Below are 23178 nucleotides of genomic sequence, written 5' to 3' on the forward strand. Positions count from 1 at the left end.
ACTATACATTTCAAATCTATTCCTAGTAAACAATTTCATGACATGGTTGTTGTTTTTAGTAAACAATCATCAAAACGAATACATGTTAGCATTTCGAAAGATTGAGCTTTCCGATAAACAACTTATCGATTCCTATCTGAAGGGAAATAATTACCGTTCATCCGATTTGTGCTTTTGTAATTTATATTGCTGGCAGGAGAAATTTAAAACCGAGTTTACAACCACCCCCGAATGGCTTCTGATCAGGTTTCGAGACAATGTCGATGGCAATTCGTATCTGTTGCCCATCGGCAAAGGCGATTTGAAAGAGGTTGTCAATCTGCTGAAACAAGATTCGGAGAAATTGGGTACAAGGTTTCAAATAAGAGGACTCACGCAGCAAATGTGCAGCGAATTGCAGGCCGTCGAGCCGGACAGATTCACCTTCAATCTCAATCGAAGCGTTTCGGATTATATTTACACGTCTGAAAAATTGATCCATCTGAAAGGGAAAAAGTTGCAGAGCAAACGCAATCATATCAACCGATTCACGAAAGAAAACAATTGGTCGTACAAGTCGCTGACGAACAATCCCGATCTTGTGAAAGAATGTCACCGTATGTTGCAGCAATGGATGATTGACAATGCAGAGGACAAAGATCCTTCACTGGTTTACGATAACATTGCCACTAAACTGATGCTCGAAAATTTCGAATATTTCGGACTTCGCGGCGGAGTGATTTGTGTTGAAGGGCGGATGGTTGCGTTTTCGCTGGGCGAACCTTTGACGCAGGATACTTTCATCGTACATGTAGAAAAAGCCATGACTGAGAATGTTCATGGTGCTTACGCCATCATCAATCAGCAATTTGTCCTTCACGAAGCGGCAGAATTTACCTACATCAACCGTGAAGAAGATATGGGCATAGAGTCGCTTCGAAAAGCCAAATTGTCATACCAACCCGATATTTTGCTCGAAAAATTTGTGGCTCGCGAAAAAGAGCAGTAGCTTATGATAACGTTTGCAACGGAACATACGAGATCGCTCGTTAGGAAAATGTGGAAAACCTGCTTTGGCGACAGCGACGAGTATTTGGAAATTTATTTCCGCGAAAAATACCGCAACGAAAACACACTCGTCTATTTTGATGACAATCAGGCTGTGGCTTCGTTGCAAATGCTTCCGTATATTTTCACATTCCATCAGACTGAAATTCCGATTGCTTATTTTTCGGGATTGTGCACGTTGCCCGAAGCACGAAAAAAGGGATTTATGGCAGCTCTCATCCGAAAAGCATTCGAGGTGCTTCAGCAACGACAGATTCCGCTTGCCGTGCTTGTTCCTCAAGAGAAGTGGTTGTTGGAATTTTACGAGAAATTTGGTTTTGCTCAAACTTTTGATGCGGGGAACAAAGAAATCTTTTCGCTCAGACAACTATGGGAGAAATATCCGGATAATTTGCCTGCTGCTTATCGTGAGTTCGACAACTATTTTCGCGTGCAGGACATGACTGTGCAGAAAACGTTCGACGATTTTCGGGCAATTATGGACGAAGCCAAACTTTTCGATTTCCCTCCGAAAACGAATCTGACAGGAATGTCGAGAATCATCGATGTCGAAAAACTTTTGACCGTTTTTGCCCGACGTTATCCCGAAAAAACGTTTTCTTTTTTCTTGTCAGACGCAGAAATACCTAAAAACCGATCAAACTTCAGTTTCCGAAACGGATTGGTTGAATCTGATCATAATAATCAAACCACAGAGCATTCATTGGATATCCGTCAACTGTCGCAGTTGCTGCTTGGATACCACACTTCACAAACGGAAGAACCTTTTCGTTCATTGTTTCCCGAAAAGGCTCCTCAAATCAACTTTATGCTGGAGTAGATCCGATTACAGCCATTTCCTTTTTCGGAAGTAATATAAGATGATGGCTACGGATAATACCATTAATCCGATTGCAGCCGGATATCCCCATTTTTCGTCCAATTCAGGCATAAAGCGAAAATTCATTCCATAAATGCTTGCAATGAGCGTTGGAGGCATAAAAATAACCGATACGATAGTGAAAATTTTGATGATTTTGTTTTGATCGATATTTACATAACCCAAAAAGGTATCCTGTAAGTAGTCCAGTCGGTCAAAACTGAATTTGATGTGTTCTACCAGCGAATTTATATCCTTGATAATCATCGACAGTTTGGGTTGCAGTTCCTGTGAAATGAAGTCGCTGCGTAGCATGCTCGAAACGGTGCGCTGTTTATCGATAATGTTTTCGCGCAACATCATCGTTTTTTCCTGCAGGTTTTTGATTTCCGACAGCAAATCTTCATCAGCTTCTTGCAGACTGAGACTGTTACTGAGCTGAGTAATTTTTTGAGTCATGTCCTCAATCATATCGGCGTCGAATTCCACGCGAGTTTCGAATAATGCGACAAGAACATCGGCTCCGGTTTTGTAGTTTTTGGGGTTGGCCGATATTTTTTTTACCGTTTCGTGGAACGAAATAAGTTCCTGACTGCGTACGGTAACCAGAATATTATTTTTGAGGATGAAAGATACCGGATCTACTTCAAAATTCGACAGCAAAAAATTGGAATTGACGACCAGTGTATCAGCGGTTTCAATATACCGAGACGACATCTCTATTTCAATCATTTCTTCTTCTTCCTGAATATAAATCTTGAGGAAATCTTCGAGTTCGTTTTCAATTTCTTCATCCACGTCCATAAGATCGATCCAGAGGAAGTTTTGGATTGGATTGGATTTTAAAAAATCAAGGCTTCGACTTAACCTGATAATGCCGTCCTTCTGATAAAAGAGTTTGATTTCGGCCATGTCAATCAGTTTTTAATCGGTGAATAAATCAGTTCTTTTTCTCTGTGGAGAAAACATCCTTTACCAAAGGTGTCAAGAGGTTGGTGAGCGTTTCGAATTGAGTTATCGAAAGTTGTTCGGGACGCATGTCGAGCATCGGGTGGTCGGGTAAAGGTGTTTCTTCGGGCAGCAATGATTTGATGGAGTTGCGCAGCATTTTGCGCCGCTGATTGAAACTCGTCTTTACTACCAATTTGAACAGCTTTTCGTCGCAGTCGAGTTTTCGTCGCTTGTTTCGAGTGAGCCTGACTACAGCCGATTTGACTTTAGGTGGAGGAATAAAGGCATTTTCGTCAACCGTAAAAAGATATTCGATGTCGTACCACGCCTGAAGCAAAACGCTTAAAATGCCGTAAGTTTTGTTGCCCGGCGAAGCTGTCATGCGTTCGGCCACTTCTTTCTGTATCATTCCTGAACAACAAGGAATCCTATTTTTGTTGTCCAAAACCTTGAAAAATATTTGAGAAGAAATGTTGTAAGGATAGTTTCCGATGATGCAGAACGAACGATCGCCGTAAAATTTCGTAAAATCGAGTTTAAGAAAATCGGCTTCGACGATTCGTTCCTTTAACGAAGGGAAATGTTGGTGCAGATAGGCTATGGATTCGCGATCGATTTCAACGACCGTCAGATCACGTCCTTTCTCGATCAGAAATTGGGTAAGCATACCTGTTCCCGGTCCCACTTCCATCACCGGAAGCAGGGGAAATTCGTCGAGTGTTGCAGCTATTCGGCGTGCAACTTCAGCATCTTTCAGAAAGTGCTGCCCGAGATTTTTTTTCGGTTTTACCCAATCCATTCGTTATTTGATGAATAATCCGTATCTTTATGGCCGCAAAGGTAGCGATTTTATTAAAAAAACTGCCTAAACCTCATTTAAAAAAGCAGATAGTTTGTTTTCATTCCTATGCAAGCTAATGTTGAAAAAAGAATGTCTGCTCAATATTATTTTGTTTCTTGATATTGGGAACAGGAATATCTAAATAATTTTATGACGAAATCGCTTCAGAACTTTTTGAAGATAGCCATATCGTTGGCATTAGGAATGGCTATTATCTGGTTGCTTTATCGCAAAACAGATTTTAATGAATTAATGTCGATTGTAAGAGAATCGAACTTGTCGGTCATTCTCTTTTCGCTTGTTTTTGGCCTTTTCGGGCATATTTTTCGCTCGCTACGCTGGGGCGTTTTTCTAAATTCTCTCGGATATCAGCCTAATAAAGTGAGGTTGGTATTGGCAATGTTGGGTAATTATGCGGTCAATTTTTTGATTCCTCGTGGAGGCGATATCTGGCGGTGTGCTGCCGTCTCCAGATACGAAAAAATACCATTCTCCAAAACGCTCGAAACGTTTTTGGTGGATAAAATGGTCGATTTTGTGACATCGGCCTTTTTGGTGCTTTTGAGTGTCATTTTGTATATCGATTTTTTTATTTCCTATTTTCACGAAAATCCCGATTATGGCAATCAAATTATTCGGTTACTGAATTCCCCGTGGTTGTATGTGGCAATTGTTGTTATTATAATTGGATTGGTGCTTATGTTCACGGTTTTTAAAAATACGCGTCCGGTTCGGAAAATTTACAAATTTCTGAACGAAATTTTGCAGGATATGAAAATTATTGTTCGCATGAAAGAGAAAAAGCAAATCCTACTCTACACCATACTTGGATGGATATGTTTTTATCTGTTCTTCTATGTGTGCTTCTATGCTTTCGATTTCACCAAAAATCTTGGTCCGATTGCGGGACTGGTTGTATTTTCGATGTGTAATGTGGGGATTTTAATCCCTACCCAAGGCGGAATGGGCCCTTGGCATTTCATGGCAATTTCGTCGCTCGTGATATTGGGTGTAGCGTATAATCAGGCAAGTGCTTTTGCCGGAGCGGTTTTCACCATTCAATCGATATGGATTATCGTGTTTGGCGCGCTGGCAATTTTGGCATTGCCGTATGTCAAACGCGATGTTCGACAAGTTCCTGAATCTTCAGAAAATTATGAATCTATAAATTTATCAAAATAATACAATTATGGCTAATGCAGAAATTTTAAATCTGAAACCGCAACGTGTTTGGGCTCATTTTTATGAACTCACCCAAATTCCCCGACCTACCGGTCATATGAAAGAGGTTACCCAATTCATTGCCGATTTTGGCAAATCTCTCGATCTGGAAACTGAACAGGATAAAGTTGGCAATGTGCTTATCCGCAAACCTGCAGCCAAAGGTTTCGAATCGAAACAAACCGTGATTTTGCAGTCGCATCTCGATATGGTTCCACAAAAAAATTCGGATATCAAGCATGACTTTACCAAAGATCCGATCGAAACGTATGTAGATGGTGATAAAGTAAAAGCGCGTTCCACAACTTTGGGAGCCGATAACGGCATCGGTGTGGCAATGATGATGGCTGTTCTTGAAGATAATACGTTGAACCATCCTGCTATTGAAGCTCTTTTTACGGTTGACGAAGAAGTGGGAATGAATGGTGCTTTCGGTTTGCAAAAGGGGGTGTTGAAAGGTACGCTTATGCTCAATCTCGACACGGAAGAAGAAGGAGAATTGTGCGTTGGATGCGCCGGAGGAACCGATGTCAACGTAACATTCCGCTACAAGGAAGATGTCGAAATAGATAAAGGTGACGTAGCTTTTAAGATTAGTCTTCGCGGGTTGAAAGGCGGACATTCCGGTACGCAAATTCACTTGGGCCGAGCTAATGCCAACAAGCTGATGAATCGTTTCTTGAAAGATATTGTTCGCAACTACGAAGCTCGTTTGGCCGGCATTCAAGGCGGAACGCTCCGAAACGCTATTCCACGCGAATCATTTGCTATTATCACTATTCCCGAACAATTATCCGACGATTTGATGGATTTGGTGCAGGAATACGAAGATTTGTTCAACGAAGAGTTTGCCGGTATCGAACAAGGAATTACGTTTGAAGCCGAAAAAACCGAATTGCCAAAATCATTAATTCCTTCCGAAATTCAGGATGATCTCATCAATGCTGTCGAAGGTTGCCCCAACGGCGTAATCAGCATGTTGGCTGATTTTCCGGGTGTGGTGGAAAGTTCGCTTAATCTGGCCATTGTTGAATCGTCGAAAGGTAAAATCGAAGTCAAACTGCTTGTTCGCAGTTCTTCCGAAAGTCGCAAGGAATGGGTTTGCTCGTCCGTCGAGAGCGTTTTCCTGTTGGCCGGAGCCAAAGTGGAATTCGATGGTGCATATCCGGGCTGGCAGCCTAATGCTTCATCGGAGTTGCTGCTTACAATGGAAAAGGTGTATATGGACAAATTCGGGAAACGGCCATCGGTTGTTGTCGTTCATGCAGGATTGGAGTGTGGAATCATTCAATCGAATGTAGATCATCCGCTCGATATCGTTTCCTTTGGACCGACTATCATCGGAGCTCATTCTCCCGACGAATATGTGGAGATAGAAAGTGTTTCAAACACGTATGATTATTTGATTTCTGTTCTCGAGGAAATAGGGTAGATTTTTATCGGTTTATCGCAAATAAAATTTCTTTTCATTTCCGGTGATTTTTTAATCACCGGAAATGTCACAACAAAAGCCTTCGTTTTTTATCTTAAAAACTTATGAAGCAGAGTGTTCGCAGCAAATTATTTCTGGTTGTACCTCTAATTATTTTTATTTATATCGCCACTATGGCTATCATCAGCTATCCTCGTTACAGTCAGTCGGGGAAAATGGAGGAGTTTTATTTTGTCATCGTAACTTCGTTGATGGTATGTGTGCTCTTGTTTTTTGTCTTGAGAAAAAGACAGAAATTGCGAGAGCGAAGACGGAAGTAGTCATTTCTTTTTTCAATAGTATGTTCCCACTTCAAAAGGGAAAATGTTAGACTTTCCCGACAACAAAACAGGAAGGGGTATATTTCGATTATGCATCTATTATACATCTATTCCGAGTGCATTTTTGAGTAGAAATCCGATTACGAAAGAAAAGGCGGCAACACCCAGACTGATTGATGTCATTTCCCAAAAGCGAGATTTAAAATCTAAATCTTTCGCTGTGGCGATGTAGTAATTGAACAGATAAATGATGAGTACCACCGTCGCAATTGTTATTGCCAAAGCCTGTAGTTTATTAGTCAACAGTAAAAAGGGTAAGATCAGCAGTATTACGGTAATGAGATATGCTACTCCGGTATAAACAGCCGATTTACGTGCAGTAACATCTCCTTTTGCTTTTGACGAAAGATAATCGGAGGCAGCCATAGAGAGTGCCGCTGAAATTCCGGTTACAAGTCCTGCCAACGAGATGATTTTTGTACTTCCGAGGGCTAGCGTAAATCCTGCAAGCGAGCCGGTAAGTTCAACCAGCGCATCGTTTAGTCCCAATACCATCGAACCGACATACTGCAGCCGTTCCTCGTTGAGCATACTCAAGACTTGTTGTTCGTGGCTTTTTTCTTCTTCCGAAAAAAGTTTAGTTTCCGGATAAAATTCCGACAAAGTGTCATAAAGCTTCGAACCGGTTCCTTCTCGTTTTTCCATTTGTTTCAGCACGAACGACAAACCCAATATTTTTACCAGAAATGTCGTCATCCAGATTCGTTTTTTGTCGGGACCGACGTCTATTCCGGTTTTGGCCTTCCAGAAATTGTAGTGACCCTTCTCCTGATCGCCTATTTTGCGTAATATTTTCGCATTATCGGTATCTTTACAATTTTGAGCAAGTTTGTAATAAATGTAGTGCTCGGTTATTTCGGTACGTTGGGCCTCGATCGCTAATCGTTTAATTTTCTCTTCCATTGTCGAGTTTTATTCTGCTTTAATTACTTTCAAAAATTTATGGCTGAACTTGGCCTTCAGTTTTCAATAATTCCATCAGATCCTTTATTTGATATTTCAATCGTTTTAACTCCTCTATTTTCTCTTCGTCTTGATCGATGTGTAATCTTTTTAGTAAATTGTACGGTATTTGCGCAGCTTCCTTTTGCATAGCTTTTCCCTTTTCCGATAATCCGATCATCATTTTTCGTTGGTCTTTCGAGGATGGTGAGCGTATGATCAACCCTTGTTGTTCCATTCTCTTCAACAGCGGGGTTATGGTATTGGTGTTGAGGATAAGTTTTTCGCCAATTTTAATTACCGATAAATTTTCTTCTTCCCATAATACCATCAACACCAAATATTGCGGATAGGTGATTCCCAAAGTGTCCAAATCCTTCTGATAGGCCCTGATGATGAGTCTCGAAGCCGCATAAAAAGGGAAGCAGATCTGATTTTCAAGTTTTAGTTGTTCATACATTTTGCAAATATAAGAATATTCTATTCCGTTATGGATAATTATAACAGTTTCTCGATATGTTTCCTGATTTCTTCAGGTTTCACGAAAGGTGCAAATCGTTTGACGGGTTTCCCGTTTCTGTCTATTAAGAATTTTGTGAAATTCCATTTTATGTTGCTGTTAGGGAATCCTTTTAGTTCTTTTTTCAGATATTTGAAAATGGGATGCGCATTGTTGCCGTTTACTTCTATTTTCGAGAACATAGGAAAAGTGACGCCATAGTTGACTAAACATCCTTCGCTAATTTCTTTTTCTGTTCCGGGTTCTTGATGGCCGAACTGGTTGCACGGAAAGCCCAGTATTACCAATCCTCTGTCCTTGTATTCTCTATAAAGTTTTTCGAGACCCTCATACTGTGGCGTTAGGCCGCATTTGCTGGCTGTGTTTACTATCAGCACAACTTTCCCTTTGTAGCTGTCCATTCCAATCTCTTTGCCTTGCAATGAGATTGCTTTCATATCATAAAATTTCGATTCCATATAAATTTTGTTTTTTACGTTTTTAATGTATCGTTCGCGATACAAATATAATGTAAATATATCGTTCACGATATATTTAGTTGGAAATATTATAGTTTTTCGTGAAAGATTAAATATTTTTTCATTTAAATGTGCTGATGTTTTCCCTTCGATAGGTTACTTGAAAAGTAATGCGGATCCGGATGCAAAGGTTGACAATTTATTGAATCTGAATCGCATCAAAAACATACGTGCAATCGTGAGAATGTGTTTTTGAAATAAATTGAAAAATTCAAACGCTCGTAGATTTTTGCATATGAATTCACAAGAAAGACTATGGTCGTATTTGCGCCGTATTTGCGTCGTACTTGGTTCGAATCAAGTCCATGCGATCATGGCATCCTATTGTTTTGATTTATTTCGGGTGTTCTCCTTTGCTCATTCTGTTTTCGATGGCTGCACGCACAAAACTCACAAATAAAGGGTGAGGATGAATGACCGTACTGCTATATTCGGGGTGAAATTGCACGCCAATGTACCATTTGTGGTCCGAAAGTTCGATGATTTCTACCAGATCGGATTCCTCGTTAATGCCACTACAAAGCATTCCTGCCTTTTCGAAGTCTGCTCTGTAGGCATTGTTAAATTCGAAGCGATGACGATGGCGTTCTCGGATTTCTTCTTTTTGATAGATTTGAAAAGCTTTGCTTTCCTTTTTTAGCTTGCAGGGATAGGCGCCAAGCCGCATGCTGCCACCCAGGTTGAGCACATGTTTCTGATCTTCCATCATATCTACCACTTTATGAGGCGTGTTGGGATCGATTTCGGTGGTGTTGGCGTTAGCGTAGCCTAATACATTGCGTGCAAACTCGATGGACATGGCTTGCATGCCCATGCAGATGCCAAAGCAGGGAATATCGCGTTCGCGAGCATATTTCAGAGCTACCAGCTTGCCTTCGATTCCCCGTGAGCCAAAGCCGGGAGCAATGACGATGCCATCCATTTTTTGCAGTTTCTTCTCCACATTTTCGTTCGTAATGTTATCCGAAAGAACCTTCACTATTTTTACCTTGCGGTTGTTGTAAGCTCCCGCGTGTGTAAGCGATTCCGTTATCGAGAGATAGGCATCCTGCAGCTGAACGTATTTGCCCACAAGCCCGATTGTAACTTCGTCGGTGGCATTTTCCAGCTTTTCGACAAAGGAAGTCCAGTCGTTCATATCGGCTTGCGGAACTTGTCGCAAATCGAATCCCATTTTCGACAATACGACCTCATCGAGTTTTTCGGCCTGCATGTTCAGCGGGACACGATAGATCGTAGAAGCATCAATGGATTGCAGAACCGCTTCGGGTTCGATGTTACAAAACAAGGCTACTTTTTTGCGCATTTCGGCAGAAATGTTGTATTCGGTGCGAAGCACCAGAATATCGGGTTGTACTCCTTGCTCCTGAAGTGCTTTTACGGAGTGTTGTGTAGGTTTCGTCTTCAACTCCTTTGCGGCGGCAATGAATGGGACATAGGTTAAATGGATGATCAGGCAATTTTTTCCTTTTTCCCATTTAAGCTGACGCACACTTTCGATATAGGGCAACGATTCGATGTCGCCTACCGTACCTCCGATTTCGGTAATCACAAAATCAAAATTGCCGGTATTGCCCAGCAAATTGATGTTGCATTTGATTTCGTCGGTGATGTGGGGGATGATCTGTACGGTTTTGCCCAAATAATCGCCATGACGTTCCTTATTAATTACGTTTTGATAGATGCGCCCTGTCGTAATATTATTGGCTCGATGTGTCTCAACCCCTAAAAATCTTTCGTAGTGTCCCAAGTCGAGGTCAGTTTCCTGTCCGTCAACCGTTACATAGCATTCGCCGTGTTCGTAGGGATTGAGTGTGCCCGGATCGACATTGATGTATGGATCGAGTTTCTGATTAGTTACTCTGAAGCCTCTCGCCTGAAGTAATTTGCCGAGTGAAGCGGCGATAATGCCTTTACCGAGGGAAGAAACGACTCCTCCTGTGATAAAGATATATTTTGTGTTGTCGGGATTTTGTTTCATAAATGTGCAGATTTTGCTGCAAAGTTACTAAAAACCGTCGATATGTACATCTTTTACGGAACGGCCCGAGGGGTCAGCATTATTTTTGAAAGCAGCATCCCATTCGAGGGCAACAGATGTGCTGCATGCAACGGAGGCTTCTGAAGGGACGCATCGTGCCGCACTGTCCGAGGGGAAGAGTTCGCTATAGATGGAACGATACACGTATTCCTCTTTGGTCATTGGCGGATTGATGGGAAAACGATATTGTACGTTTTCCATTTGTTCGTCCGAAACTTTCTCGTTGGCTATAGCTTTGAGAGAATCGATCCAGCTATAGCCGACTCCATCGGAAAATTGTTCTTTTTGTCGCCAGGCAATTTCTTTGGGCAGATAATCCTGAAAAGCTTCACGTAGAATATGTTTCTCTATTTTGCCGTTGCATGCCATCTTATCGCGAGGGTTGAGGCGCATGGCAACATCCAGAAATTCCTTGTCGAGAAAAGGTACGCGTCCTTCCACACCCCATGCTGCAAGCGACTTGTTGGCACGCAGACAATCGTAGAGATGCAGCTTGCCGAGTTTACGCACTGTTTCTTCGTGAAACTCTCGTGCATTTGGCGCTTTGTGAAAGTAGAGATAGCCTCCAAAAATTTCGTCGGCGCCTTCGCCTGAAAGTACCATTTTTACGCCCATCGATTTGATATAACGTGCCAACAGATACATGGGAGTGCTGGCCCGTACGGTGGTAACATCGTAGGTTTCGATGTGGTAAATGACATCGCGAATAGCGTCGAGCCCTTCCTGTACGGTGTAATGAATTTCGTGATGAATGGAACCGATGTGTTCGGCCACCTTGCGCGCAGCAGCCAAGTCGGGTGATCCTTCAAGTCCAATAGCAAACGAATGAAGGCGAGGCCACCAAGCTTCTTCTTTGTTGCCACTTTCGATGCGTCGTGCAGCAAATTTTTTTGCAACAGCGGAAATGATAGAGCTGTCCAATCCTCCGGAAAGGAGGACTCCGTAGGGTACGTCGGACATCAGCTGACGTTCTACGGCATCTTCGAGAGCTTTACGAAGCGTTTCAACGTTGGAGGTATTGTCCTTCACATTGTCATATTCCATCCAGTCCCGATGATACCATTGTGTGGGTTGACTGTCACAACTGTAGAAATACTGTCCGGGTAAAAATTCTTCGATTTTGTTGCAATAGCCCTCAAGCGCTTTCAACTCCGAAGCCACGTAGTAGGCTCCATCTTTGTCCCATCCCTGATAGAGGGGAATAATGCCGATGTGGTCGCGTCCGATCAGAAAGCGATTGTTTTCGATGTCATAGAGAGCAAAGGCAAAAATTCCATTGAGATCCTCAAGAAAGTTCGGTCCCTTTTCGCGATAGAGTGCGAGGATGACTTCGCAGTCCGATTGGGTGAGGAATTCGTACTTCCCTTCGAAATGTTTGCGTATTTCGCGATGATTGTATATTTCGCCATTTACTGCCAGCACCAATTTTCTATCCTTGCTATAGAGTGGTTGTCCTCCCGATTCTGGATCTACGATTGAGAGGCGTTCGTGAGCCATAATGGCTTTATCGTTCGAAAAAATTCCCGACCAGTCCGGCCCGCGATGACGGATGGTTTTCGACATTTTGAGGATTTGCGGACGCAATGATTCTTCCGGCCGTTTTATATTGAAGGTACAGACTATTCCACACATAAGAAAGTAGTTTTTGTTTGAATATTTTATAAACCGAGATTGAAGAAAATCATTCTTTCATCAGAAATTGATGAATGCCTTCGGCAACTTTCCGCCCCGAGGCAATGGCTCGTACCACCAAACTTGCGCCGGAGGCGGCGTCACCGGCAGCAAAAACTTTATCGACGCTGCTGCGATTTTTCGAGTCGATGGCAACGTTTCCTCTTCCGTCATATTTTACACCCAGCTCTTCAAGCAAGCCTTCGTGCACGGGATGAACGAATCCTAAAGCCAGAAACACGATATCTGCCCTTATTGTACGAGTTTTGCCGGTTGACAACATTTGCATCCGTCCATTTTCGTCCTTTTTCCATTCAACTTCTTCCACCACAACCTCTTTTACCATGCCTTCTTCTCCTCTAAATTCGAGCGTATTGAGCGACCAGTATCTTTCGCAGCCTTCTTCATGAGAGCTCGATGTCTTCAAAACATTTGGATAGAAGGGCCACGGCGTGTCCGGATTTTTGCCGACCGGAGGTTGGGGCATGATTTCGATCTGAGTAACTTTTTTTGCTCCCTGACGTATGGAGGTTCCCACACAGTCCGATCCCGTATCGCCACCTCCAATCACCAATACATACTTGTCTTTTGCAGTAATTGTTTCCGGATTCGTTATCTCATCGCCCATGATTTTCCGGTTTTGTTGCGAAAGGAAATCCATGGCGAAGTAAATCCCTTTCAGTTCCCGCCCCTTCGGATTAATGTCGCGTGGATGTCCTGCGCCAATGGCAATGCACACTGCCTCAAATTGGTCGATTATTTCATTTCCCGATATGGTTTTTCCGATTTCTACATCAGGCTTAAAGATGATACCTTCTTCTTCCAACAATGACAGACGTCGATCGATAATGTTTTTATTCAGTTTGAAATTGGGGATACCATAACGCATCAATCCCCCGATTCGGTGATCTTTTTCGAAAACGGTTACCCAATGGCCTTTCTTATTGAGTTGATCGGCGGCGGCCAAGCCTGCCGGCCCCGATCCAATTACGGCTACCTTTCGTCCTGTTCTGTATTTAGGCGGATTTGCCTTAATCATTCCTTCGTTGAAAGCTACTTCGGTAACGGCTGCTTCGTTTTCGCGAATGGTTACCGGTGCATCATGCAGATTGAGTACGCAAGCTTTTTCGCAAGGTGCAGGACAAACTCTTCCGGTGAAATCGGGGAAATTGTTTGTTTGGTGGAGCACATCGATGGCTTTTTTCCACTCGTTTTTGTAGATCAGGTCTTGCCATTCGGGCATAATATTCCCCAGCGGACAGCCCCAGTGACAAAAAGGTATGCCGCAGTCCATACAGCGCGATGCCTGCAACTTTCGGTCTTCGCGATTGAGTGTTTGTTCTACTTCGCCGAAGTCGTATATTCTTTCATAGACGGGACGATAGCCCGCTTCTTTGCGAGGAATCGTCTTGAATGCCTTAGGATTTCCCATTTTTTGTTGAATTTATATCTTGATTGCGCCAATGGCTGTAGTTTTAACCAGTCTATCGGCCTTATCGAGAATTGTTTATTTTTATTTTCTATCGGATAATTATCGATGAGATTTCTTTCTACTATTCTCGAAAGCATGATTTCTATTTTATAATAGTGAATGCTGCAATCACGAGAATCGTTGGATGTCAATCGATTTCTTAATAATCTCTTTCAACTGTTGCTATTTTTTTGTTGAGTTCCATCATTCGCTCTTCCTGCAACACTTTCTTGTATTCGATAGGAATTACTTTGATGAATTTTTCTACGTATTCGTCCCAATTGTCGAGAATTTTTTTGGCCAATGGACTACCGGTGTAGCGGTGATGCTTTTGGATGAGCGATTTCAATTCTTTGTTGTCGGCCATTTCTTCGATGAGCGAAAGTTCCACCATCTGCATGTTGCAATAGTAGTCGAAATCGCCCTCTTCGTCAAGCACATAGGCAATGCCTCCACTCATGCCCGCAGCAAAGTTTCGTCCGGTACGGCCAAGCACAACCGTCCGGCCGCCGGTCATATATTCGCAGCAATGATCACCGGCTCCTTCCACAACGGCTATGGCTCCCGAATTGCGTACGCAAAAACGTTCGCCTACAACGCCGTTGATAAATACTTCTCCACTTGTTGCCCCGTAAAGCAGGGTGTTGCCGCAAATAATGTTTTCTTCGGGCTTAAATCGGCTGCCCATAGGGGGTGCGACAATGATGCGTCCACCGGAAAGACCTTTTCCCAAATAATCGTTGGAGTCGCCGTAAAGTCGGAAGGTAACGCCTTTTGCTAAAAAAGCGCCAAAACTTTGTCCGGCCGACCCGTTGAAGATGGCGGTGATGGTGTCGTCGGGCAATCCGTCGTTGCCATACCGAAGGGCGATTTCGCCTGATAACATGGCTCCTGTGGCACGATCGGTGTTTCTGATTGGTGAAACAATGCTGACCGGTTGCTTGAATTCGATGGCTGATATCGATTGACGGATGAGATTGCGATCAAGAACGTCATCTATTTTGTGCTGTTGCGGGGTCGTTTTCCGAATGGAAACTTTGGTCGCTTCCTCCGGGAAAAACATAATGCGCGACAAATCGATTTTTTCGGATTTCTCCGATTCAGGATAATGACGGCGCACGAGCAGGTCCGAACGTCCAATAATTTCGTCCAACGAACGAAAGCCTAATTCGGCCAAATGTTCGCGTACATTTTGTGCCATAAAACGGAAGAAATTAACCAGATATTCATAGCGTCCTACAAATTTCTTACGAAGTTCTTCATCTTGTGTGGCAACACCTACCGGACAGGTATTCATGTGGCATTTGCGCATCATCACACATCCGAGCACAATGAGCGCACTTGTCGCAAAACCGTATTCTTCGGCTCCCAACATGGCGGCGATAACTATGTCGCGGCCCGTTTTCAGTTGACCGTCGGTTTGCAATTTCACAACACTGCGCAGATTGTTGATGACCAATGTCTGTTGTGTTTCGGCAAGGCCTATTTCGAGAGGAAGTCCGGCATGTTTGATGGAACTGGCAGGGCTGGCACCGGTTCCGCCTTCCGAACCACTGATTACAATCAAATCGGCTTTTGCTTTTGCCACACCGGCAGCAATAGTTCCGACGCCACTTTCCGAAACGAGTTTTACACTGATTACGGCTCGCGGATTTACATTCTTTAAATCGAAAATGAGTTGTGCCAAATCTTCGATTGAATAGATATCGTGATGAGGTGGAGGAGAAATGAGCGAGATGCCCGGAATGGAGTGCCGTGTTTTTGCAATGATTTTGTCCACTTTATAGCCCGGTAATTGTCCTCCTTCACCCGGTTTCGCGCCTTGTGCAATTTTAATTTGCAATTCGTCGGCATTGACGAGATATTCTGTTGTGACGCCGAATCTGCCAGACGCAATTTGTTTGATGGCGCTTCGGGTACTTAATCCGTCGGCACGTGGTTTGAAACGTTCAGGGTCTTCTCCCCCTTCCCCCGTATTACTGCGTCCGCCGATGATGTTCATGGCCTTCGCCATTGCTTCGTGAGCTTCGATGCTGATCGATCCATAGGACATGGCGCCTGTGCAAAATCTCTTCATGATGTTTTCTATTGGCTCCACTTCCGAGATGTCGATAGGGTTGCGTTTATAGCCGAGCAAATCGCGTATGAAAGCAGGGGAAGATTTTTCGTCCGACAGGCGCGTAAATTCTTTGAATTTGCCATAATCGTTTGTTCGGGTCGATATTTGTAGTAAAGCTATGGTTTCGGGATTCCAAGCGTGATAAACGCCGTCAATGCGATAGGCATAAAACCCCAAATTTTTGAGAACGAGAGGTTCGTTGTTAAGTGCAAAAGCTCTATTATAAGGTTCCAGCACTTCCCGAGCAATATCCGAAAGATCGATTCCTTCTATTTTGGAAGAAATATCTCTAAAGTATTTGTTCAGGACTTCCGAAGAAATGCCGAGAGCTTCAAAAATGTGAGCCCCACGATAACTTCGCAAAGTGGAATTACCCATTTTGGAAAGGACCTTTAGCAATCCCTTGTTGACTGCATGAATATAGTTCTGCTTTGCCGATTTGAAATCCATAGGAAGTTCACCCGATTTTACTTTGTCGCTCAAAAGGGCAAATACCAGATAAGGATTAATGGCATTTGCTCCAAATCCGAATAAAAGGGCAAAGTGCATTACCTCACGTGGTTCGGCACTCTCGACAACAATATCGATTTGCATGCGCTTGCGCTTTTCTACCAGATAAAGGTGAACGGCCGATGTGGCCAGGAGCGACGGGATCGGCGCATGATTGGCATCAACGCCTCGATCGCTAAGAACAATGTAGTTTTTGCCTTCATCTACAGCTTTTTCAACGGCAACGCAAAGTTCATCAATGGCCTTGCGAAGTCCTTCTTCTCCTTTTTTGGGATCGAAAAGCATGGGCAGTATGGCCGTTTGAAAACCTTTGTATCGCAGGTTCGAAAGAATGTCGAAATGGGTATTGGTCAGAATTGGGCTTTTTATCTTGACTATTTTAGAGAGTTCGGGTATATTCCCCAATAGATTTTGATGGATGGCTCCGATATAACCGGTAAGCGACATGACAAGCTCTTCTCGGATAGGATCGATTGGCGGATTGGTTACCTGTGCGAATTGTTGTCGAAAATAGTTGAATAGTCGTTGTGGCTTATCCGAAAAAGCGGCCAATTCCACATCATTGCCCATCGACGAGGTAGGTTCCTTGCCTTCCTGAGCCATTGGCAATATCAGTTTATCCACATCTTCCACCGTGTAACCGAATGCTACCAATTGTCGGTCGAGATCTTTCATATCGTTGTTTACCATACGTCCGGAAGAAAGGTCATCCAGATTGACGCAATTTTTGTTGAGCCATTCTCGATAAGGGAAAGCATTCGCCAGTTCGTCCTTCAATTCTTTATCCGAATGAATCTGTCCTGTGAGAGTATCTACCAGAAGCATCTTGCCGGGCTTCAACCGTCCACGAGCTTTGATGTTTTCCGGTTCTATGTCGATAGTTCCTGTTTCGGAAGCAATGATAATTGTGTGATCGTTGGTTATGGTATAGCGGGCAGGTCGCAATCCATTGCGGTCGAGCATTCCGCCTGCATATCTTCCGTCGCTGAAAAGTAAAGTTGCCGGACCATCCCAAGGCTCCATCAACATGCTGTGATATTCGAAGAATGCCTTGACGCTGTCCGAAATGGGATTTTTGTCGTTGAAGCTTTCAGGAACGAGCATGGCCATGGCGTGAGGCAAAGTTTTGCCGGACATTACGAGAAATTCGAGGACATTGTCGAGCGAAGCACTGTCGCTCATGCCTGGTTGAACAATGGGATATAGCTCGTTGAGATCGCCCAAAACGTCTGATTTGAGAACGCTTTCGCGGCTTTCCATCCATTGGCGGTTGCCTCGAATGGTATTGATCTCGCCATTGTGTGCCAACATACGGAACGGTTGTGCCAAATCCCAAGTTGGGAATGTATTGGTGCTGAATCGTGAGTGTACGAGCGCCAATCGCGAAGTGAAATTCGGGTTCGTCAAATCGGGAAAATATTCTCGCAGTTGTAGAGAAGTGAGCATCCCTTTGTAAACCATTTGCCGTGCAGACAGACTTACGATGTAAAACGAACGTTGTTTGCCGATTGCGGTATGTGCAATGGCGTTTTCTATTTTTTTACGAACAATATATAGTTTTCTTTCGAGCTCTTCGAGTGAAAAAAATCCGGTAACGAATAACTGTTTGATATCTGGTTCATTGGAAGCAGAAATTTCGCCCAAACAGTTGCTGTTGACAGGAACATCGCGCAGATGAAGCAGTTTTAGACCTTCTTCCTCAAGCTTTTCGGAAATGATGTTGAGACAGAGATCTTGATCTTCGGCCTTTTTGGGTAAAAATACAAGTCCCGTTCCGTAACGACCTTCCGCAGGAACTGCAATACCCTGCAGAAGAATAAATTCGTGCGGGATTTGAACTAAAATCCCGGCTCCGTCGCCGGTTTTGTTATCGGCACTTTCTGCGCCGCGATGTACCATGTTTTCAAGTACGCATAATCCTTTTTCGACGATGTCATGCGATTTTTCGCCATCAAGTGTAATAACCAAACCTACACCGCACGCATCATGTTCGTTTTGGGAGGAATAAAGCGTATTTTGTTCAAATTGAAAAATTTGTTGGAAGGGATTATCTTCGTTCATAGTGGAATTTGTAGATTTTATTAAAATAGTGGATAAATCACTTATCCACTATTCCTCATTATTAAACTGAAAAAAATAAAAAAATTGAGGTTTTCTCAACTTATAAAGAGCAGTTCGCGATATTTCGGCAGTGGCCACATTTCGTTGTCAACTATAAGTTCGAGCTTGTCCACATGATACCGAATCGTGTTGAAAAACGGTTCTACGGTATCATGATATGCTATAGCTTTTTCGCGGGCATCTTCTATTTTGTTTGCAACCTTGCGCGCTTCCACCATGGCATCTACGCTGTTTTTGATCACCGAAATATGCGAAGCAATCTGTTCGATGAGAGAGGCATCTTCCTTAGACAGTTCTTCCGCTTTTTTTGCATCGAAAACCGCCCTCATTTTATAAAGATTGTCGAGCAATACCGATTGATATTGAGTGGCAACAGGAATGATATGATTGATCGACAGGTCTCCAAGAACACGCGCCTCAATCTGGATTTTCTTAGTATAGGTTTCCCATTTCACTTCGTTGCGAGCATGAAGTTCTTTTTTGGACATGACATTGATGCTTTCGAACATGTGTACCGACTGTTCGGAGGTATATGCATCGTAGATAAGCGGAACACTTGTTTCACAATCGAGGCCACGTTGCTTGGCTTCTTCTTTCCATTCGTCGCTATAACCATTCCCGTCAAAGCGTATGGGTTTGCATTCCTTGATGTAGATGCGCAGTGTATCGAAAATCGCCTGTTCTTTTTTCATTCCTTGCTTCATCTTTGCATCGATTATTTTTTTGAAATCGATGAGTTGCGCTGCAACGGCGGAATTGAGTGCTATCATTGCCGATGCACAATTGGCCGAAGATCCTACGGCACGAAACTCGAACCGATTCCCGGTAAAAGCGAAAGGAGAGGTCCGGTTTCTGTCTGTATTGTCAATCAAAACTTCGGGAATGTGAGTAATTCCCAACTTCATTTTTTTTAATTCGTCCACCGTAATATCGTCGTCTTCCGAACTGTATTCAATTTTGTCGAGAACAGCAGAGATTTGAGTTCCCAAGAAAACCGAAATAATGGCCGGAGGTGCTTCATTGGCCCCCAATCGGTGTGCATTATTTGCTGACATGATAGACGCCTTGATTAATGCATTGTGCTTATAAACCGCCATAAGCGTGTTTACGAGAAAGGTGACAAATTGCAGATTTTCGTTGGCGGTTTTTCCCGGTGTGAAAAGTCCGACACCCGTGTCTGTTCCTAATGACCAGTTATTGTGTTTCCCCGATCCATTAATACCCGCAAAAGGCTTTTCGTGCAACAAAAGTTTGAAGTTGTGTTTCGAGGCTATTTTTTCCATCAACGACATTACGAGCAGGTTTTGATCGACTGCGAGATTAGTTTCTCCAAAAATGGGGGCTAACTCGAACTGGTTTGGAGCCACTTCGTTATGTCGAGTTTTCAACGGAATGCCGTATTTGTAGGCTTCAAATTCAACTTCGCGCATAAATGCAGCCACACGAGGAGGGATAGATCCAAAATAGTGATCTTCCAATTGTTGGTTTTTTGCACTTTCGTGACCCATCAAAGTGCGGCCGGTTAGGCTTAAATCAGGACGGGCATCGTATAACGCCTGATCTACCAGGAAGTATTCCTGTTCCCACCCAAGATACGAAAATACTTTTTTGACCGAAGGGTCGAATAATTTGCAGACTTCGGTAGCCGCTTTGTCGACAGCCGAAAGACTCTTGAGCAGCGGAGCTTTGTAATCGAGCGCTTCGCCGGTATATGAAATAAAAACCGTAGGAATGCATAACGTGTCGTCAACGATAAATGCCGGAGATGATGGGTCCCAAGCTGTGTAACCACGAGCTTCGAAAGTATTGCGAATACCTCCACTCGGAAAACTCGAGGCATCAGGTTCTTGTTGCGCCAGCAGTTTTCCCGAAAAACGTTCGATGATATCTCCACCCGCAACATCCTCGTAATCGATAAACGAATCGTGTTTTTCGGCTGTTCCCTCTGTCAGTGGTTGAAACCAGTGTGTATAATGAGTAGCGCCCATTTCCATTGCCCACATTTTCATTCCTGCAGCCACGTGATCGGCTATTTCGCGTTGAAGGGTTGCTCCTTTGTCAATAGCCTCCAATACTGTTTTCATCGTCTCTTTCGAGAGATATTTAGCCATTCGTTTACGGTTGAAAACGTATTTTCCGTAATACTCCGATGGAAGCCCATCAGGTGCTGCAATTTCTACGGGAGTGTGCTTGCTCGCTTCCTCCACAGCTTTAAATCTTAATCTTGACATAGGTTGTGATATGAATAAATGTGATAAAATATTATCGTTTTTTGTTTGCTTTGCCAAATTTCATTGCTTTATTTTTGATTCAAATCTTTTGACTAAAAATATCGGTTCGAAATCTTTTATGCTACAAAAGTAATACAATATTTTTTTTTCGACAAAATAAATATCCATTTGTTTGTTGAAAAAGATAATATTTAACATTATGATAGGGAAAATTGAAATATTGTGTCAATATGTATGGTTTGGAGAAAGTGATAAATCATATTGATGTGTTTTTGGGGATATGGGTGAAGAATTAGAATGAAAGAAGAATTCAAGATGCTCGTTCGGTTCTATGAGTTGATGTTTTTTCTTTACAAGTTCTTCTTACTTTGGGTATTATCTTGCATGGAAAATACGTTTTGTTATTTTATACGAGTGATAGGAATTTTGATGATAGTCGTGTACTGAAAATTGATCGAATAGTAGTGAATAGCGTACACGGACAACTTAGTTCGATCTAAATACGACGGAAGTACGAAGCTAAGATGGTATTCGAAAAATGGTGGGGAAAAGGGGTAAACTTCTCCTTGAAAATCGATTAACGATATCGTTGATATTGTTTTAATGCTCAAAATCTGCAAAAGGACAGCCTGTAATTATTTAATTACAGGCTGTCCGGAAAAATATTGAATGTACCCAGAGCCGGGATCGAACCGGCATGGAAGTGAATCCACTGGTGTTTGAGACCAGCGCGTCTACCAATTCCGCCATCTGGGCAACATTGCTTCACAAAGTGTGTGCAAAAGTACGCATATTTTTGAAAATAGAAAAAAGTTGACTTGTTTTTTTATTTTCTCGAAGCAAAAAACCACAGATGGCGGTTTTTTTTCGTATTTTTATTTCCGAAACACAATGTTAAAACAATCGGTAGCGAATGACTGTTATAATTAGATGAAACATATTTGCAATGCTATTATAAACATACATTTATTAACTGACAAAATAAGAAATTCATAATGAGGAATGACAATTATTGCGTTATTATGAGCGGCGGCGTAGGAAGCCGTTTTTGGCCTTTCAGTACCGAGGAAAAGCCCAAGCAGTTTCTTGATTTCTTTGGCATCGGAAGATCTCTTTTACAAAGCACATATGATCGTTTCAGGAAAATAGTGCCGGCTGAAAATATCTTTATCGTCACCAACGATGCCTATGCCTCAATGACAAAAAAACAACTTCCGGAATTGGCCGACAATCAAATTCTACTTGAGCCAATGCGTCGCAATACAGCGCCGGCTATCGCTTACGCCACATATCGCATACGTGCGGTGAACCCCCGGGCAAATATTATTGTGGCACCATCGGATCATCTCATTCTCAGAGAAGAGCAATTTATATCCGATATCAACAAAGGTCTCGATTTTGTTGCAAAACATCCTGTATTATTTACTTTAGGCATCAAGCCCAATCGTCCCGAAACCGGATATGGCTACATTCAAATTAGTGGGGAAAAACTCGATGGGGTCAGAAAAGTGAAAACGTTTACCGAGAAGCCAAATATCGAGCTGGCCATGAAATTTTTGAGCAGTGGCGAATTTGTTTGGAATTCCGGTATTTTTCTTTGGAACGTAAACAGTATTCTGGATGCTTTCAACAAGTACTTACCCGACATTGTTCTTAAATTTAATGAAGGATTGGAGTTATTTAATACGCCTCACGAAAAGAAGTTTATAGACGATTCGTTCCCTTTTTGTCCGAATATATCGATAGATTACGGCATTCTTGAAAAGGCAGACAATGTTTATGTCAATGTATCTGATTTTGGATGGAGCGACTTGGGAACGTGGGGGTCGTTGCACGAAATTGCCCAAAAAGACGAGTTTGACAATGCAAATCTCAATTGCAAGTCATTATTCATCGAAAGCTACAATAATATTGTTACGATGAGTGATGGAAAACTTGTGGTTGTTCAGGGGCTCGAAGATTTTATCGTGGCCGAATCGGATAAAGTGCTCCTGATTTGCAAAAAAAGTGAAGAACAGCGGATCAAACATTTCGTGATGGATGTGAAATTCCGTTTTGGAGAAGAATTTGTCTGAATATACTCAGCCTATTCTTTCATGCAAAAACAGACACGACATAACGGGAAAATCTCGTTTTGTCGTGTCTGTTTTCATCAAGGAACGAGTGTTTCGTTTTTCACTCACTACCGCCAGCTCTTCTTATTTGTAAACCGCAATACTTCTTCCTCCAAAATGACGCAAGGTTTACCCAAAAAGCGCTAAAAGAATAAGAAATTCTGTTCAACCCTACTTTTTTGTTGCTGT

At 42.7% G+C, this 23178-nt stretch carries 16 protein-coding genes and 1 tRNA gene; 6 read left to right on the forward strand and 11 right to left on the reverse strand.

What is annotated here, in order from left to right; genetic code table 11:
* The first annotated feature begins 37 nt into the window (after window positions 1–37).
* On the forward strand, window positions 38–988 hold the full coding sequence (locus EJN84_RS06845; RefSeq protein ID WP_238943954.1) for a DUF2156 domain-containing protein: 951 nt from the start codon (window positions 38–40) through the stop codon (window positions 986–988).
* Between the two features lie 3 nt (window positions 989–991).
* Window positions 992–1867 carry a GNAT family N-acetyltransferase gene (locus tag EJN84_RS06850; RefSeq protein ID WP_129594722.1) on the forward strand — a complete coding sequence of 292 codons (876 nt, stop codon included), beginning with the start codon at window positions 992–994 and terminating at the stop codon, window positions 1865–1867.
* A gap of 6 nt (window positions 1868–1873) precedes the next feature.
* Here EJN84_RS06850 and corA read toward each other — a convergent pair whose 3' ends face one another.
* Window positions 1874–2818, reverse strand: coding sequence for a magnesium/cobalt transporter CorA (gene corA, locus EJN84_RS06855; RefSeq protein WP_101486634.1), 945 nt, complete (start codon window positions 2816–2818; stop codon window positions 1874–1876).
* A gap of 28 nt (window positions 2819–2846) precedes the next feature.
* Window positions 2847–3656, reverse strand: coding sequence for a 16S rRNA (adenine(1518)-N(6)/adenine(1519)-N(6))-dimethyltransferase RsmA (rsmA, locus tag EJN84_RS06860; RefSeq protein WP_129594723.1), 810 nt, complete (start codon window positions 3654–3656; stop codon window positions 2847–2849).
* Window positions 3657–3848: 192 nt separating this feature from the next.
* On the opposite strand from rsmA, the gene EJN84_RS06865 reads away from it, so the two are divergent.
* From EJN84_RS06865 to EJN84_RS06875, 3 genes are all read left to right on the forward strand, one after another.
* On the forward strand, window positions 3849–4880 hold the full coding sequence (locus tag EJN84_RS06865) for a lysylphosphatidylglycerol synthase transmembrane domain-containing protein (protein ID WP_129594724.1): 1032 nt from the start codon (window positions 3849–3851) through the stop codon (window positions 4878–4880).
* A 7-nt stretch (window positions 4881–4887) separates the two neighbouring features.
* A complete protein-coding gene (locus EJN84_RS06870) occupies window positions 4888–6351 on the forward strand; it encodes an aminoacyl-histidine dipeptidase (RefSeq protein ID WP_129594725.1) in 1464 nt (487 codons plus the stop codon).
* A 104-nt stretch (window positions 6352–6455) separates the two neighbouring features.
* The gene (locus tag EJN84_RS06875) at window positions 6456–6671 is read left to right on the forward strand and encodes a hypothetical protein (protein ID WP_129594726.1); all 216 of its coding nucleotides are present in this window, start codon (window positions 6456–6458) and stop codon (window positions 6669–6671) included.
* Between the two features lie 99 nt (window positions 6672–6770).
* Here EJN84_RS06875 and EJN84_RS06880 read toward each other — a convergent pair whose 3' ends face one another.
* From EJN84_RS06880 to EJN84_RS06920, 9 genes are all read right to left on the reverse strand, one after another.
* Window positions 6771–7634 carry a VIT1/CCC1 transporter family protein gene (locus tag EJN84_RS06880; protein ID WP_129594727.1) on the reverse strand — a complete coding sequence of 288 codons (864 nt, stop codon included), beginning with the start codon at window positions 7632–7634 and terminating at the stop codon, window positions 6771–6773.
* Between the two features lie 37 nt (window positions 7635–7671).
* A complete protein-coding gene (locus tag EJN84_RS06885) occupies window positions 7672–8133 on the reverse strand; it encodes a MarR family winged helix-turn-helix transcriptional regulator (protein ID WP_129594728.1) in 462 nt (153 codons plus the stop codon).
* A 38-nt stretch (window positions 8134–8171) separates the two neighbouring features.
* Window positions 8172–8651: a glutathione peroxidase gene (locus EJN84_RS06890; RefSeq protein ID WP_129594729.1), complete on the reverse strand. Its 480-nt coding sequence runs from the start codon at window positions 8649–8651 to the stop codon at window positions 8172–8174.
* Between the two features lie 394 nt (window positions 8652–9045).
* A complete protein-coding gene (locus EJN84_RS06895; RefSeq protein WP_129594730.1) occupies window positions 9046–10692 on the reverse strand; it encodes a CTP synthase in 1647 nt (548 codons plus the stop codon).
* A 27-nt stretch (window positions 10693–10719) separates the two neighbouring features.
* On the reverse strand, window positions 10720–12384 hold the full coding sequence (asnB, locus tag EJN84_RS06900) for an asparagine synthase B (protein ID WP_129594731.1): 1665 nt from the start codon (window positions 12382–12384) through the stop codon (window positions 10720–10722).
* A gap of 49 nt (window positions 12385–12433) precedes the next feature.
* Window positions 12434–13855, reverse strand: coding sequence for a glutamate synthase subunit beta (locus EJN84_RS06905; RefSeq protein WP_129594732.1), 1422 nt, complete (start codon window positions 13853–13855; stop codon window positions 12434–12436).
* Window positions 13856–14054: 199 nt separating this feature from the next.
* Window positions 14055–18584, reverse strand: a complete 4530-nt coding sequence (gene gltB, locus EJN84_RS06910) for a glutamate synthase large subunit (protein WP_129594733.1) — start codon at window positions 18582–18584, stop codon at window positions 14055–14057.
* A gap of 95 nt (window positions 18585–18679) precedes the next feature.
* Window positions 18680–20875 (reverse strand): glutamine synthetase III family protein, encoded by a 2196-nt coding sequence (locus EJN84_RS06915; RefSeq protein ID WP_129594734.1) that lies wholly within the window; start codon window positions 20873–20875, stop codon window positions 18680–18682.
* Window positions 20876–21547: 672 nt separating this feature from the next.
* Window positions 21548–21631, reverse strand: a tRNA-Leu gene (locus EJN84_RS06920).
* A gap of 239 nt (window positions 21632–21870) precedes the next feature.
* Between EJN84_RS06920 and EJN84_RS06925 the strand changes: the two genes are divergently transcribed.
* Window positions 21871–22950: a mannose-1-phosphate guanylyltransferase gene (locus tag EJN84_RS06925; protein ID WP_238943955.1), complete on the forward strand. Its 1080-nt coding sequence runs from the start codon at window positions 21871–21873 to the stop codon at window positions 22948–22950.
* Window positions 22951–23178 lie beyond the last annotated feature (228 nt).

The sequence above is a fragment of the Seramator thermalis genome (assembly GCF_004138125.1).
Classification (GTDB): domain Bacteria; phylum Bacteroidota; class Bacteroidia; order Bacteroidales; family Dysgonomonadaceae; genus Seramator; species Seramator thermalis.